Origin of the sequence: Actinoplanes sp. NPDC049668, assembly GCF_044465445.1 — a bacterium.
Classification (GTDB): domain Bacteria; phylum Actinomycetota; class Actinomycetes; order Mycobacteriales; family Micromonosporaceae; genus Actinoplanes.
The window spans coordinates 183,187-198,631 of the sequence record NZ_JBITLR010000004.1 but is presented as its reverse complement, the minus strand read 5'-3'; the positions used below and the strand labels follow the sequence as shown (position 1 = coordinate 198,631).

The 15,445-nt window shown below is 72.2% G+C and carries 8 protein-coding genes and 2 riboswitches; of the genes, 3 read left to right on the top strand and 5 right to left on the bottom strand.

Annotated elements, in window-relative coordinates; genetic code table 11:
* Nucleotides 1-7: 7 nt before the first annotated feature.
* Nucleotides 8-179: riboswitch (cobalamin riboswitch) on the top strand.
* Nucleotides 180-204: 25 nt separating this feature from the next.
* Together ACIBSW_RS18250 and cobO are read left to right on the top strand one after the other, a co-directional pair.
* Nucleotides 205-2,238 (top strand): VWA domain-containing protein, encoded by a 2,034-nt coding sequence (locus ACIBSW_RS18250; protein ID WP_354723458.1) that lies wholly within the window; start codon nt 205-207, stop codon nt 2,236-2,238.
* On the top strand, nt 2,238-2,852 hold the full coding sequence (gene cobO, locus ACIBSW_RS18245; protein WP_354723456.1) for a cob(I)yrinic acid a,c-diamide adenosyltransferase: 615 nt from the start codon (nt 2,238-2,240) through the stop codon (nt 2,850-2,852). Before ACIBSW_RS18250 ends, cobO begins: the two co-directional genes overlap by 1 nt.
* Nucleotides 2,853-2,857: 5 nt before the next feature.
* Here cobO and ACIBSW_RS18240 read toward each other — a convergent pair whose 3' ends face one another.
* The 3 genes from ACIBSW_RS18240 to cobN are packed head-to-tail and all read right to left on the bottom strand — an operon-like array spanning nt 2,858 to nt 7,894.
* Nucleotides 2,858-3,583, bottom strand: a complete 726-nt coding sequence (locus tag ACIBSW_RS18240) for a cobalt-precorrin-6A reductase (RefSeq protein WP_354723454.1) — start codon at nt 3,581-3,583, stop codon at nt 2,858-2,860.
* Entirely contained in the window at nt 3,580-4,281 is a 702-nt protein-coding gene (gene cobF, locus ACIBSW_RS18235) for a precorrin-6A synthase (deacetylating) (protein WP_354723452.1), read from the bottom strand. Before cobF ends, ACIBSW_RS18240 begins: the two co-directional genes overlap by 4 nt.
* A gap of 7 nt (nt 4,282-4,288) precedes the next feature.
* Nucleotides 4,289-7,894, bottom strand: coding sequence for a cobaltochelatase subunit CobN (gene cobN / locus ACIBSW_RS18230; RefSeq protein WP_354723450.1), 3,606 nt, complete (start codon nt 7,892-7,894; stop codon nt 4,289-4,291).
* 35 nt (nt 7,895-7,929) lie between these two features.
* Nucleotides 7,930-8,050: riboswitch (cobalamin riboswitch) on the bottom strand.
* A gap of 162 nt (nt 8,051-8,212) precedes the next feature.
* Between cobN and metH the strand changes: the two genes are divergently transcribed.
* Complete coding sequence (gene metH / locus ACIBSW_RS18225) at nt 8,213-12,001, top strand: methionine synthase (RefSeq protein WP_354723448.1); 3,789 nt, start codon at nt 8,213-8,215, stop codon at nt 11,999-12,001.
* Between the two features lie 42 nt (nt 12,002-12,043).
* Here the strand turns inward: metH and ACIBSW_RS18220 are convergent, their stop codons facing one another.
* Both ACIBSW_RS18220 and ACIBSW_RS18215 read right to left on the bottom strand, forming a co-directional pair.
* Nucleotides 12,044-12,784 carry a transposase gene (locus ACIBSW_RS18220; RefSeq protein ID WP_354723446.1) on the bottom strand — a complete coding sequence of 247 codons (741 nt, stop codon included), beginning with the start codon at nt 12,782-12,784 and terminating at the stop codon, nt 12,044-12,046.
* Between the two features lie 339 nt (nt 12,785-13,123).
* A complete protein-coding gene (locus ACIBSW_RS18215; RefSeq protein WP_354723444.1) occupies nt 13,124-15,388 on the bottom strand; it encodes a hypothetical protein in 2,265 nt (754 codons plus the stop codon).
* Nucleotides 15,389-15,445 lie beyond the last annotated feature (57 nt).

Below are 15,445 nucleotides of genomic sequence, written 5' to 3'. Positions count from 1 at the left end.
CTATCGTAGGCGGCGACAGGCACGAGGTGCCCCAGTGGTCGGCCACCGAAACGGTGGAGACCGGCGGGGAGAATCTGGGAAGCCGGTGAGACTCCGGCACAGGCCCGCTGCGGTATATCAGGCTCTCACCACGAGGGACCCGACAAGTCCGAAGACCGGCCTCGCGCCTCCCCATGACCAGTGGCGAGCGAGCGGGAGCCTCACATGCCGGTGCAGTACCCATTTTCCGCTGTCCTCGGTTGTGAGGCCGACGACCTCGACGACATGGGACTCGCGCTGGTCCTGACGACCATCTCGCCGGAGATCGGCGGGGTGTTGATCCGCGGCGAGAAGGGCACGGCGAAGTCGACCGCCGTCCGGGCCCTCGCCGCCGTGCTCCCGCCCATCGAGGTCTTCGCCGAGGACCGCTTCTCCATCGACCCGGCCGACCGGGCCGGGGTGTCGCCCGACGGTCCGTTCGCCGACGGCGCACCGCGCCTGACCCGCCCGGTCCGGCTGGTCGAGCTGCCGGTGGGTGCGACCGAGGACCGGGTACTCGGTTCGCTGCACCTGGAGCGGGCACTCTCGCACGGCAAGGTGGAGTTCGAGCCCGGCCTGCTGGCCCGCGCGCACCGCGGCATCCTCTACGTGGACGAGGTCAACCTCCTGCACGACCACCTCGTCGACCTGCTCCTGGACGCCGCCGCGATGGGCCGCGCGTCGGTCGAGCGCGACGGCGTCTCGGTCGAGCACGCCGCGCGTTTCGTCCTGATCGGCACCATGAACCCCGAGGAGGGCGAGCTGCGCCCGCAGCTCCTCGACCGGTTCGGGCTCACCGTCGAGGTCGCCGCCGCGCGTGACCCACACGTACGCGTCCAGGTGGTCCGCCGCCGGATGGCCTACGACGCCGACCCGGGCGGGTTCAGCGAGCGCTACCGCGACGCCGACGCGTCGCTCACCGAGCGGATCGAGGTCGCCGGCGAGCACGTCGGCAAGGTCCGGCTCTCCGACGCGGCCCTGTTCAAGATCGCCGAGGTGTGCGCGGCGTTCGAGGTCGACGGGCTGCGCGCCGACATCGTCACCGCCCGCGCCGCCGTGGCACACGCCGCCTGGCAGGGACGCGACGAGGTGACCCGCGCCGACATCCGCCGGGCCGCGCTGCTCGCGCTCCCCCACCGCCGTCGGCGCAACCCCTTCGACGCGCCCGGGCTGGACGAGAACCTGCTCGACCAGATCCTCGGCGACGACGAGCTGCCGCCCGACCCGCCGGAGGGCGGCCCCGAAGACCCGCCGGAGGGCGGCCGTGACGACCGGCCCGGGGATCAGGCGTCCGGCCCGGAGCCGGATGACGTCGACCGTGCCGATGGTGCGCAGGCACCCGAGGCAGGCGACGATCACCAGCCGCCGGCGCAGTCCGCCGGCGGCGAGTCCACGATCGCCGCGGCGACGCCGTACCGGCCCCGGTTCCTCAGCATCCGGGGCGTGGGCGAGGGGTCGGCGGGCAGCCGCAGCCGGGCCGTCTCCAGCAGCGGCAGCCGGATCGGCGCCCGACGCCCCGAGGGTGCCGTCGGGTCCCTGCACCTCGTGGAGACCCTGCTGGCGGCCGCCGGGAAACAGGCCGGCCGGCGCCGCGTCGACGGCCGGGTGGCGCTGCGACCGGAGGACCTGCGGGTGGCCGTCCGGGAGGGCCGCGAGGCCAACCTGATCCTGTTCTGCGTCGACGCCTCCGGATCGATGGCGGCCCGCAAGCGGATGACCCAGGTCAAGACGGCGATCCTCTCGCTGCTCCTGGACGCCTACCGCCGCCGCGACAAGGTCGGCCTGATCACGTTCCGCGGCCTGCGGGCCGAGTTGGCGTTGCCGCCGACGCACTCGGTGGACATCGCCGCGGCCCGGCTGGACGAGCTGCCCGCCGGCGGTCGCACACCGCTGGCCGAGGGCCTGATCGAGGCGGCACACGTACTGGCCCGCGAGCGGGTCCGGGACCCGCGACTGCGTCCCCTGCTGGTCGTGGTCACCGACGGCCGCGCCACCGCCGGTCCCGACGCGGTTGCCCGGTCCCTGCGGGTCGCGGACCACATCGCCGGTCTCGGGATCACCTCGGTGGTGATCGACGGCGAGAACGGTCCCCTGCGCCTCGGCCTGGCCCGGCGGCTCGCCGAGCGGCTGCGCGCCACGCACATCCCCGTCGCGGAGGTCAACGCCGAGACCCTGGCCACCACGGTCCGCGACCACACCGATGTGAAGGGTGCCGCCTGATGCCGCAGGGCCAGCCGGTCGACGTACCCGACGACGGCCTCACCACCCGCCAGCGGCGCAACCGGCCACTGTTGATGGTGCACACCGGCGACGGCAAGGGTAAGTCCACCGCCGCCTTCGGTCTCGCCCTGCGGGGCTGGAATCAGGGCTGGCGGATCGGCGTCTTCCAGTTCGTGAAGTCGGCCCGGTGGCGGATCGGCGAGCAGACCGTCCTGGAGCGGCTCGGCCTGCTGCACCAGGAGACCGGCGAGGGCGGCCCGGTCGAGTGGCACAAGATGGGCTCGGGCTGGTCCTGGACCCGCAAGCAGGGCGAGGCCGAGGACCACGCCGCCGCGGCGGCCGAGGGCTGGCGGGAGATCAGCCGACGGCTCGCCGCGCAGAGCCACGACCTGCTCATCCTCGACGAGTTCACCTACCCGATGAAGTGGGGCTGGGTCGACGTCGACGAGGTCGTCGAGACCCTCGCCGGCCGGCCGGGCCGGCAGCACGTGATCGTCACCGGGCGCAACGCCGACCCGAGGCTGGTCGAGATCGCCGACCTGGTCACCGGGATGACCAACATCAAGCACCCGATGGAGACCGGGCAGAAAGGCCAGAAGGGCATCGAGTGGTGACGGCGTCAGCCGCGCTCGCGCACCCAGGCCGCGGCGCGGTCGACATCGTGGACGGTCGGCACGCCCGCCGGGGCGGCCGGACGCCGAATGACGACAACGGCGACACCCAGCTCGGCGGCGGCGCGCATCTTCGGCCAGGTATGTGTTCCGCCTGAGTCCTTGGTGACCAGGACGTCGCTGCGGTGCTCGGCCATCAGCGCCAGCTCGCCCGCGAGCGTGTACGGGCCCCGGCTGGTCACCAGCTCCCAGGCCGGCGGCAGCTCGAGTTCGGGCACGTCGACGACCCGCGCGAGCACCGCGCGGCCGGCCAGCGCCGGTACGAAGCGAGCCAGCTCCTGCCGCCCGACGGTGAGGAACGGGCGCCCGCCGAGGGAGCCGGCGAGGGCCGCCGCCTGCTCGTGATCGTCGACGAGGTGCCACGCCGGATCGCGTTCCCAGCCCGGCCGCTCCAACCGCAGCAACGGCACGCCCTCGGCCGCGCAGGCGGCGGCGGCGTTCGCGGACATCCCCCGCGCGAACGGGTGCGTGGCGTCGACCACGGCGTCGTACCCGCGCAGCGCCGCGCGCAGGCCGTCGACACCGCCGAAGCCGCCGATGCGCACCCGCCCGACGGGCAGCCGCGGCCGCGCCACCCGGCCGGCGAGCGAGGAGGTGACCTCGACACCGGCGTCGACGAGCCGGGCGGCGAGCTCGCGGGCCTCGCCGGTGCCGCCCAACAGCAGGAGTCTCACCCCGGCGCCCGCAGCAGATAGACGTCCATCACCCAGCCGGCGGCGCGCCTGGCTCGGGCGCGGGCCGCGTCGAGCGCGCCGCGGACCTCGGCCACCCGCCCGGCCACGAGCTCCTCCGACGGGGTGCCGAGGTTGGCTCCCCACCAGATCGACCAGTCGTCCAGGCCGTCGAGGTCGAGCGCGGCCGACAGCATCACGACGAGGTTGGTCTGCCCGGCGGCGATCGCCTCCGGCAGCCGCCGCGCGGTCGTGACGTGCACCGGCCGCCCGACGGGATGCAGCACGACCCGATGGCGGGCCGCGAGCAGCTGGGGAGCGCTGATGCCCGGCAGCACGGCGTACTCGATCCCGAGCTGCTCGACGATCCGGATGGTGGAGTCGTACAGCGAAGGGTCGCCCCAGACCAGGAACGCAGCGGTGCCGCCGCGCTCGCGAAGGACCCGCCGGTACGCCTCGACCCGGGCCGCGTGCCAGTCGCGTACGGCTGCGTCGTAGTCGGTGTCGCGGTCCCGCCGCGGATCGGCGACCGCGACCACCTCGACGCCGTGCGCGGCGGCGATCGCGCGGCGGGCGGCCAGCAGGCCGTCGTCGTCGCCCTTCGACGCGGCGACGACGTAGTCGCACTCCCGCAGCGCCTGCGCCACCTCGGGGGTGACGTGCTGCGGGCCCATGCCGACGCCGAGGATCCAGACCTTCACGCGCCGCTCACTCGCGGTCCTCGAGGTCTCCCTCGACCGAGAGGTAGACCTGCTGCATCGCGGCCAGGACGTCGGCGTCCGGCTCGGCCCACAGGCCCCGCTCGGCCGCCTCGTGCAGCCGCTCGACGATGCCGCGCAGCGCCCACGGGTTCGACTGGCGCAGGAACGCCTGGTTGGTCTCGTCGAGGATGTACTCGGTGGCGAGCTTCTCGTACATCCAGTCGTGCACCACGCCCGCCGTGGCGTCGAAGCCGAAGAGGTAGTCGACGGTGGCGGCGAGCTCGAAGGCGCCCTTGTAGCCGTGCCGCTGCATCGCCGCGATCCAGCGCGGGTTGACGACCCGGGCGCGGAAGACCCGGGCGGTCTCCTCCGCGAGGGTGCGGGTCCGCACGGCGTCGGGGCTGGTCGAGTCGCCGACGTACGCCTTCGGGTCCGCGCCGGTCAGCCCGCGCACGGTGGCGACCATGCCGCCGTGGTACTGGAAGTAGTCGTCGGAGTCGGCGATGTCGTGCTCGGCGGAGTCGACGTTCTTCGCGGCCACCTTGATGCGGCGGTAGTTGGCCCGCATGTCGTCGGCGGCCGGGGCACCGTCGAGGTCGCGGCCGTAGGCGAAGCCACCCCAGGCCGTGTAGACCTCGGCCAGGTCGGCGTCGTCGCGCCAGCTGCCCGACTCGATGGCCTGCAGGATGCCGGCGCCGTACGACCCCGGCTTGGAGCCGAAGATGCGGGTGGTGGCGCGCCGGTGGTCGCCGTGCGCGGTCAGGTCGGCGCGGGTGTTCGCGCGCACGTAGTTGCGGTCCTCGGGTTCGTCGAGGTCGGCGACCATCCGCACCGCGTCGTCGAGCATCGCGACCACGTGCGGGAAGGCGTCGCGGAAGAACCCGGAGATGCGCACCGTCACGTCGATGCGCGGTCGGCCCAGCGCCTCGAGCGGGATGATCGTCAGCCGGCTGACCCGCCGGGACGCCTCGTCCCATTCGGGGCGGACGCCGAGCAGCGCGAGCACCTCGGCGACGTCGTCGCCGCTGGTGCGCATCGCGCTGGTGCCCCAGACGCTCAGCCCGACCGAGGTGGGGTAGCCGCCGGTCTCGTCGAGGTACTTCTGTACCAGCGAGTCGGCCATCGCCTGGCCGGTCTGCCAGGCCAGCCGGCTGGGGACGGCACGCGGGTCGACGGTGTAGAAGTTGCGGCCGGTCGGCAGCACGTTGACCAGGCCCCGCAGCGGCGAGCCGGACGGGCCGGCGGGCACGAAGCCGCCGTTCAGCGCGTGCAGGACCGCGTCGAGCTCGTCGGTGGTCTTCGCCAGTCGCGGTACGACCTGGGTCGCGGCGAAAAAGAGCACCCGGCGCACGTCGGCGTCGTGGTGCAGGGCCTCGACGGCCGCCGGATCCCAGCCGGCGCTCTCCATCGCCTCGACCAGCGCGCGGGCCTCGGCCTCGAACGCGTCCACCTCCGTGGTGCTCCCGCCGGCCAGTCCGAGCGCCGCCCGCAGCCCGGGCACGGCGTCGCCGACGCCGCCCCAGACCTGGGCGGCACGCAGGATGGAGAGCACCAGGTTGACCCGGGCCTCGCCGGTTGGCGCGGCGCCCAGGATGTGCAGGCCGTCGCGGATCTGGGCGTCCTTGATCTCGCAGAGCCAGCCGTCGACGTGCAGCAGGAAGTCGTCGAACTCCCGGTCCTCCGGGCGCTCCTCGAGACCGAGGTCGCGGTGCATCTCGGCCGAGCGCATCAGCTGCCAGATCTCGCCGCGCACCGCGGGCAGCTTGGCCGGGTCCATCGCCGCGATGTTGGCGTGCTCGTCGAGCAGCTGCTCGAGGCGGGCGATGTCGCCGTACGACTCCGCCCGCGCCATCGGGGGTACCAGGTGGTCGACGATGGTGGCGTGCGCGCGGCGCTTGGCCTGGGCGCCCTCGCCCGGGTCGTTGACCAGGAACGGGTAGATCAGCGGCAGGTTGCCGATGGCCGCGTCGGGGCCGCAGGAGGCCGAGAGCGCGGCGTTCTTGCCGGGCAGCCACTCCATCGAGCCGTGCTTGCCCAGGTGGATGACCGCGTCGGCGGCGAAGCCGTGCTCCAGCCAGCGGTAGGCGCCGAGGTAGTGGTGGCTCGGCGGCAGGTCGGGGTCGTGGTAGATCGCGACCGGGTTCTCGCCGAAGCCGCGCGGCGGCTGGATCAGGATGACGACGTTGCCGGCCCGCAGCACGGCCAGCACCAGTTCGCCGTCGTCGTTGACGAACAGGTTGCCGGGCGCGCCGCCCCACGCGTCGACCATCGCCTCGCGAAGATCGGCGGGCAGGTCCGCGGTCCAGGCCTCGTACTCGGACTTCGAGATGCGCACCTGCGCGTCGGAGAGCTGGGCGGAGGTGAGCCACTCCTCGTCCTGACCGCCCGCCGCGATCAGGGCGTGGATCAGCGCGTCACCGGCGGCGGTGTCGTCGTCCAGGTCGAGCAGCGGCAGCACCGCGTTGTCGTGCCCGAGGTGGTAGCCCTCCGCGCGCAGCCGGCGCAGCATCCGGATCGCCGAGACGGGTGTGTCGAGACCGACCGCGTTGCCGATCCGCGCGTGCTTGGTGGGGTAGGCCGAGAGCACCAGCGCGAGCTTCTTCTCCGCGTTGGGAACCCGGCGCAGCCGCGCGTGGTTGACCGCGATCCGGGCCACCCGGGCGGCGCGCTCGGGGTCGGCGACGTACTGCGGCAGCCCCTGCTCGTCGATCTCCTTGAACGAGAACGGCGCGGTGATGATGCGCCCGTCGAACTCCGGGATCGCGATCTGGCTGGCCGAGTCGAGCGGGGTGACGCCGTCGTCGGAGGCCGCCCACTCGGCGCGGCTGCTGGTCAGGCACAGGCCCTGCAGCACCGGGATGTCCAGCGCGGCCATCCGCTCGACGTCCCAGGCCTCGTCGTCCCCGCCGGCGCTCGCGCTCGCGGGCACGCTGCCGCCGGCCGCGAGCACGGTGACGACCAGGGCGTCGAGGGTGCCCAGCGCGTCGTACAGGTCGTCGGGCGCGGAGCGCAGCGAGCCTGCGAAGATCGGCACGCCGGCGGCCTGGCCGGTCGCGTCGATCGCGTCGGCCAGCGCGTGTGCGAACGCGCTGTTCCCGCTGGCCTGGTGTGCCCGGTAGAACAGCACGCCGACCCGGGGAAGGGCGGCGTCGACGGGTTCGGGCCGCTCGGCGTACCCCCACGGCGGGATCGCGACCGGGGCCTCGAAGCCCTCACCGGTCAGCAGGACGGTGTCGCAGAGGAAGGCGTGCAGCTGGGCGAGGTTGGCGGGGCCGCCCTCGGCGAGGTAGCGGTGCGCCTCGGCGGCGACGCCCATCGGCACCGTGGAGAGCTCCATGAGCTCCGCACTCGGCTGCTGCTCGCCGCCGAGGACCACGAGCGGCGTGCCGGCCTCGCGCACCGCCGACAGGCCGGGCCACAGGTCGTGGGGCGAGCCGAGCAGTCGCACGATCACCAGATCCGCGCCCGCGACGATCGCGGCCAGCTCGGCGTCGCCGGTCCGGCTCGGGTTCGCCCACGTGTACGCCGCGTCGCTGGTGCGCGCGGAGAGCAGATCGGTGTCGGACGTCGACAGCAGCGCGAGGCGCGCGGGCTGAGCGGACAGGTCGGCCATCTGCCGGGTTCCTCCTCCGGGGTTCTCGCCCCGTCTCGGGTCATATCGCCCGTGGCCAGTGTCTGGCTGCATCCCGTCGGGATGTCACAGTGGCGGAACCGCCCCGGATCCTCACCGGGTTCCTGCACCACGAGCGCCCCGAGCCTACGGGAGGGTCTCCGCACCACCTCTGCCGCAGGGAGCCGACACGGGTCTGGGCAGGTGTTTCTCAACACATGGCGCCTGCTCCGCCTGGTTGGCGGTATCGCCGCGCGGGCTGAGAGACTGGCGCCTGCTGCCCGCGGCTGACCACCGCTTTCGCCGATCCTGAGGAGCCTCGTGTTCGAGCCGTCCCTGCGCCCCGATGCGACCCCGGCCCTGACCGAGCTGCTGCGGTCACGGATCCTCGTCCTCGACGGCGCCATGGGCACGATGATCCAGCGGTACGGCTTGAGCGAGCAGGACTACCGGGGTGAGCGGTTCGCGGACTGGCCGAGCGACGTCAAGGGCAACAACGACCTCCTGACGCTCACCCAGCCCGCGGTGATCAGTGGGATCCACCGCGAGTACCTGCGGGCCGGCTCGGACCTGATCGAGACGAACACCTTCAACGCCCAGCGGATCTCCCTCGCCGACTACGGCATGGAGGAGCTCGCCTACGAGATCAACTTCGAGGCCGCCAGGCTGGCCCGGGCCGAGTGCGATGACGCCACCGCCGCAGATCCGGACCGGCCGCGCTACGTGGTCGGCGCGCTGGGCCCGACCAACCGCACCGCCTCGATCTCGCCGGACGTCAACGACCCCGGCGCCCGCAACGTCACGTACGCGGAGCTGGCCGAGGCCTACCTCGAGCAGGCGAACGGCCTGGTCGACGGCGGCGCCGACATCCTCATGATCGAGACGATCTTCGACACGCTGAACGCGAAGGCCGCGATCTTCGCGGTGGAGACGCTGTTCGAGGAGCGCGGCCGGCGCTGGCCGGTGATGATCTCCGGCACCATCACCGACGCCTCCGGGCGCACCCTGTCCGGCCAGGTCACCGAGGCGTTCTGGAACTCGGTGCGGCACGCCCGGCCGCTGCTCGTCGGGCTCAACTGCGCGCTCGGCGCGAGCGAGATGCGGCCCTACCTGGCCGAGGTGTCACGCCTCGCGGACTGCTTCGTGTCCTGCTATCCCAACGCGGGACTGCCCAACCAGTTCGGCGAGTACGACGAGGCGCCCGAGCAGACCGCGGCGATCGTCCGCGAGTTCGCGACGAGCGGGCTGGTCAACGTCCTCGGCGGGTGCTGCGGCACGACGCCGGAGCACATCGCGGCGATGGCCGGCGCGATCGACGGCCTGGCACCGCGGGAGCCGGTCGGCACCGCGGCGGCCTGCCGGCTCTCCGGCCTGGAGCCGCTCACCATCACCGCGGAGTCGCTGTTCGTCAACGTCGGGGAACGCACGAACATCACCGGCTCGGCGCGGTTCCGCAACCTCATCCGCGACGGCGACTACCCCACCGCCCTGTCCGTGGCCCGCCAGCAGGTCGAGAACGGCGCGCAGGTCATCGACATCAACATGGACGAGGGCATGATCGACGGCCTCGCCGCGATGGACCGGTTCGTCAAGCTCATCGCCAGTGAACCGGACATCAGCCGCGTCCCGCTGATGATCGACTCGTCGAAGTTCGAGGTCATCGAGGCCGGGCTGCGCTGCGTACAGGGCAAGCCGATCGTGAACTCCATCTCCCTGAAGGAGGGCGAGGAGAACTTCCGCGCGCAGGCCCGGCTGTGCCGCAAGTACGGCGCCGCCGTCGTCGTCATGGCCTTCGACGAACAGGGCCAGGCCGACAACCTCGCACGCCGCCAGAGCATCTGCGAGCGCGCGTACCGGATCCTGGTCGACGAGGTCGGCTTCCCCGCCGAGGACATCATCTTCGACCCGAACATCTTCGCGGTGGCCACCGGCATCGAGGAGCACGCGAACTACGGCGTGGACTTCATCGAGGGCACCCGCTGGATCAAGCAGAACCTGCCCGGCGCGCTGGTCTCCGGCGGCGTGTCGAACGTGTCCTTCTCGTTCCGCGGCAACAACGCGGTCCGCGAGGCCATCCACGCCGTCTTCCTCTACCACGCGATCTCCGCCGGCATGGACATGGGCATCGTCAACGCCGGCGCCCTGGTCGTCTACGACCAGGTCGACCCGGTGCTGCGCGAACGCATCGAGGACGTGATCCTCAACCGCCGCCCGGACGCCGCCGAGCGGCTGCTGCAGATCGCCACCGAGTTCGCCGGCGACGGCATGAAGGCCGAGGCGGTCAACGACGCCTGGCGCGCGCTGCCCGTCGAGGAGCGGATCACCCACGCACTGGTCAAGGGCATCGACGACTACGCCGAGACCGACACCGAGGAGCTGCGCGCGCTCATCGAGGCGCGCGGCGGCCAGCCGATCGAGGTCATCGAGGGCCCGCTGATGGCCGGGATGAACGTCGTCGGCGACCTCTTCGGCGCCGGCAAGATGTTCCTGCCGCAGGTGGTCAAGTCCGCCCGGGTGATGAAGAAGGCCGTCGCCTACCTGATCCCGCACATCGAGGCCACTAAGTCGCCGGAGGACGCCGGCCGCAGCAACGGCCTCATCGTCATGGCGACGGTCAAGGGCGACGTGCACGACATCGGCAAGAACATCGTCGGCGTGGTCCTGCAGTGCAACAACTACGACGTCATCGACCTCGGCGTGATGGTCCCCGCCGAGAAGATCCTCGATGCGGCCAAGGAGCACGGCGCCGACATCATCGGGCTCTCCGGCCTGATCACCCCGTCCCTCGAGGAAATGGTCAACTTCGCGGCCGAGATGGAACGCCGCGGCCTGGAGATCCCGCTGCTGATCGGTGGCGCCACCACGTCGCGCGCACACACCGCGGTCAAGGTCGACCAGAAGTACCACGGGCCGGTCGTCTGGGTGAAGGACGCCTCGCGCTCGGTGCCGGTCGTCGCCGCGCTGCTCTCCAACGAGCAGCGACCGGGCCTGCTCGCCGACATCCAGGCCGACTACGACTCGCTGCGCGAGCGGTACGCCGCCCGCAGCGACGCGAAGGTGATGCTGCCGATCGCCGCGGCCCGTGCGAACCACACCCCCGTCGACTGGACCGGCTACCGGCCCCCGCGCCCCCGCCTGCTCGCCACCCAGTCGCCGCGGCTCCACCAGGACGGCCGGCCCGCGCCGGCGGCGCACCCGGTCGTCAAGACCTTCTCCGACTACCCGCTGGCCGAGCTGCGCGACTACATCGACTGGCAGCCGTTCTTCAACGCCTGGGAGATGAAGGGCCGATTCCCCGACATCCTCAACAACCCGGCCAGCGGTGAGGCCGCCCGCCGGCTCTACGACGACGCCCAGGCGATGCTCGACCGGCTGATCGCGGAAAAGTGGATCACCGCGGCCGGCGTCATCGGGCTCTTCCCCGCGAACACCGTCGACGACGACGACATCGAGCTCTACGCCAGCGAGGACCGCACCGAGGTGCTGGGCACCCTGCGCCAGCTGCGCCAGCAGAGCGAGCACCGCCCCGGCGTGCCGCACCGCAGCCTGGCCGACTTCGTCGCGCCGAAGCAGACCGGACTGCAGGACTACGTCGGCGCCTTCGCGGTGACCGCCGGCCTCGGCATCGGCGACAAGATCCAGGAGTTCAAGGCGGCGCTGGACGACTACAGCGCGATCCTGCTGGAGTCGCTCGCCGACCGGCTGGCCGAGGCGTTCGCCGAACGGATGCACGAGCGGGTCCGCACCGAGTTCTGGGCGTACCAGCCCGACGAGCGGCTCGACAACGAGGCGCTCATCAAGGAGAAGTACGTCGGCATCCGGCCCGCGCCGGGCTACCCGGCCTGCCCGGAGCACACCGAGAAGCAGACCATCTGGGAGCTGCTCGACGTGCGGGCCAACACCGGCATCGAGTTGACCGAGAGCATGGCCATGTGGCCCGGCGCCGCCGTCAGCGGCCTGTACTTCTCGCACCCGCAGTCGCAGTACTTCGTCGTCGGCCAGATCGGCCGCGACCAGGTCGAGGAGTACGCGGCCCGCAAGGGCTGGACCGTCGCGGAGGCGGAGAAGTGGCTCGCGCCCAACCTCGGCTACCGCTCCGACAACGATTGACATCCTCTCCGCTCTAAAAGGGGCAGCCCCACTTTCGGACGTTCAGCGCCAGCCTCTCGGTAATCCGGCCGCAGTGTGAGCACATCCGGGTGGACGGGAAGAACCGGTCCACCCGGCCGAAGGTGCGCCCGTACCTCGCTTCCTACGATTCGCGCTGCCCCGCTGCTTGCGGGACAGGTCCTGCTGCAGCCGCTTGAGCTTGCGGGCCGCGCGGCGCAGGAACTTCTGCGCGGTCACCTTCGTGCCGTCCGACATGACCGCGAAGTGGGTCAGGCCCAGGTCGATGCCCACCTCGGAATCGACCGGCGGAAGCGACTCGTCCGCGGTCCGCACGACGAACGAGGCGAAGTAACGCCCGGCCGCGTCCCGGATGATCGCCACCGACGACGGCTCCGAGGGAAGCGACCGCGACCAGCGCACCTGCAGGTCCCCGATCTTCGGCAGCCGCAGGCGGCCGTTGTCGAGGACCTTGAACCGGGAGTTCTTCGTGAAGCGGATGGCCTGCCGGTGGTCCTTGCGGGACCGAAACCGGGGCGCGGCGACCTTGCGGCCCTTGCGCTTGCCGGTGATCGAGGCGAAGAAGTTGCGGTACGCGGTGTTCAGATCCGCGAGGGCCTGCTGCAACACCACCGCCGACACCTCGCCCAGCCAGGCCCGCTGCTCGGTGTCCTTGGCCTGGGTGATGACCAGCTTCGACAAGTCGGCGTCCGAGACGTACTTCTCGCCCGCCTCCCGGGCCAGCTGACGCAGGCGCAGCCCGTCGTTGAAACCACCCGGGCACACCCGAACGCCTGAGCCAGCGCGGTGCACTGACTCGCGTCCGGGTACACCCGATAGTTGTAACGGAGCTGCACGATCACCACTTTGCCATGTTGGTTTATGGATGAGATTCAAGCATCCACATTGGTAGGCACTGTGTTTCGCGTTGCGTGTCCATTTGGTTTTCGTGACGAAGATACTTTCGCCCGGTCCGGCGGCGCCGCATCGCTGAACGTCATCAAGCAGCAGGAACCTCCCGGTTAAGGCACCGCTCGGGCCCGGTGGCCCTCCCAGCACGGACCCTCACCCCGGCCTGAAGGCCGGAGCACTGGCCCATACTCCGGAAGCACAGACGTCGCCGCCTCAGTGGCAGACGATCTCCGGCTGGTCCGGGCCGAAGTAGTAGACCGGCCATTCGCAGTCCTCGGCGTCGATGCGGGTCAGCCGCAGGCGGTCGTCGTGCCACTCCAGGGCGAGTTCGATGTCGCGGTACGGCAACGCACCGTCGGCGTCGCGCGGGTTGGTGCCGTAGATCTTGACCGTGTCGTCGGTGGTGCCGAGGGTCGCGCCGGTCAGGTCGAAGACCGGATGGTCGCGGCCGTCGACCACGTCGAGCGGGCGGGGGTCGCGGCTGTCCGAGGCGCCGTCGAACGCGTAGAGCAGCGCGGCGGACGCCGAGCTGCGGCACTTCGCGCCGACGAAGACGTCGTCCTGGCCGTCGCCGGTGATGTCCTGGCTGCGCGGCGGGAAGTCCTCGGCCAGCGCCACCTCGGAGGTGTCCTGGTCCGAGGTGCAGTCGGTCAGGTGGCGCCGGACGACCGCGAGCCAGTCGATCGTCTCCGCGGCGTCGCCGACCGTCGACGGGTCGGTCCAGGTGCCGTCCGAGGGCACGTAGCCGGGAATGCCGTCCGGCGCGGCGTCGAGCCGGAAGGACAGGTCGTCCGGTTTCGGCTCGCGGTCGAACAGGAGGGTCGCGGCCATCGGCTCGGTGTAGCGGGCGACGATCCGGCGGTCGGCGGTGCCGTCCCGGATCGTCAGCCAGGCGGGGCCGCCGGGTCCGCGCGAATCGGCATTCACCGGCTGCGGCCCGCGGGACCTGACGCGCAGGTAGTAGGGGCCCTGGTCGCCCTCGCGGTCCAGGGCGATCCGGATCGGCAGCATCCACCGGCCCGCCGGGAAACCCCCGGTCACCTTCGTAGCGGGCCAGGCCGGCTCGATGGTCGCGGTCGTCGCCCCGCGCGGCTCCTCCTCCGGAGTCGCCAGGCGCCGGGCCGGGACGAAGAAGAAGGAGCCGTCGCCGCCGTGGCGCCGGTCGGGCAGCTTCTGCCAGTACGCGTCGCCGACGGCGTAGTCGGTCCTGCGGATGGACACCCCGCTCGCGAGCTGGTCCGCGGCGTTCGACGTGGCGTCCCAGTACATCACCGGCGGTGACGACGGGCTGAGGTCGGGCTCGGCGCCGGGCCGGCACCAGTCGACGGGTTCGGTCGGCTCGTCGGTGGTCCAGCCGACGCAGGCGGTCTGCCGGGAGCCGTCCGGGATCTGCGGCCCGCCGTCGGAGAAGTCGTCGAGCGGGCACCGGCAGGCGACCCGGTTCGCCACCCACCGGGCGGCCGCTGTGCTCGTACCGGTGATGAAGGGATTCTTGGGCAGCGGAATCCCGGCCGGTCGCGGATCGGCGAACCAGGACCAATGCACGTGTACGCAGTCGGAGCACCCGGCGCTCACCGGCGACGGCAGCCCGACGCCGTGCCGGCTGCTCTGGTGGTAGTTCTCCCAGCCCGCGCCGCGCACCTCGCCGCCGTCGATGACCTTCCTGGCCCCGCCGCGCCGCAGGTGACCGCCGCCGCCGCTGAGGGTCTCCGGTTCGAAGTCGAGGTCGCTCAGCGACCTCACCTTGATCCCCGAGGGGAACTTGACGACGTCCTTGATCAGCTCCGCTCCCCCGCCGCTGCCCTGGAGGATGCCGTCGTCCGGGTCCCAGGCGAACCGCTGCACGACCGACACCGACCGGACCTTCTTGCTGTCGGCGGGCGACGCCGCCCAGCGCGTGGTCGGCCAGAAGCGTTTGCATCGCGACTTGAGGGTCGGCTCGCACCGGTCGTCCAGCAGCTCGGAGAAGCGGTACTGCTGCTCGAAGAGCACGGTGACGTCCCCGCCGACCGTCACCGCGTAGGTGGCGGTCACGGCCTCGTCGCCCTCGACCGGTGAGCAGTCGACCGGCCCGAGCAGCCGGCTGGCGACCGTGTCGTCCGGCTGGGGCCGGGGCCCCGGGGTCAGGAACCCGTTGTGCAGCGTCCCGTCGGCGGTGCGGATCCTGACCTGGGCGACCCCGACGGCGTCGGCCATCCGCCGCGGGCCGAGCCGGAGGTCGGTCAGGACCAGCCCGGACGCCCGGCTGGAGATCGCCCGGTAGGTCCAGCGGTCGGTGGCCGGCTCGCTGGGCGGTCCCGATCGGGCGCAGACCGGGTCCCCGGCGCGGGACTCGGCGCCGAGCCGGAAGACCGGGTCGTCGGCCGCCGTGAGCCGGTAGCCGACGTCGTCGCCGCCCACGGTCAGCCCGGCGGCCAGGACCGGCACGATGGCGAGCAGGCGCAGGCCGCGCATGGTCTCCCTTCCGGCGGCGGGCACCGGACCCACCCCAGCCAGCATCGCGGGCGCCGGAGGGGAAGCACAGCGGAGGTTCGG

Bases quoted from the DNA above. Each gene is read 5' to 3' on its own strand.
- ACIBSW_RS18250 (WP_354723458.1), top strand. From the start codon at position 205: ATGCCGGTGCAGTACCCATTTTCCGCTGTCCTCGGTTGTGAGGCCGAC.
- cobN (WP_354723450.1), bottom strand. From the start codon at position 7,894: ATGGCCGACCTGTCCGCTCAGCCCGCGCGCCTCGCGCTGCTGTCGACG.
- cobO (WP_354723456.1), top strand. From the start codon at position 2,238: ATGCCGCAGGGCCAGCCGGTCGACGTACCCGACGACGGCCTCACCACC.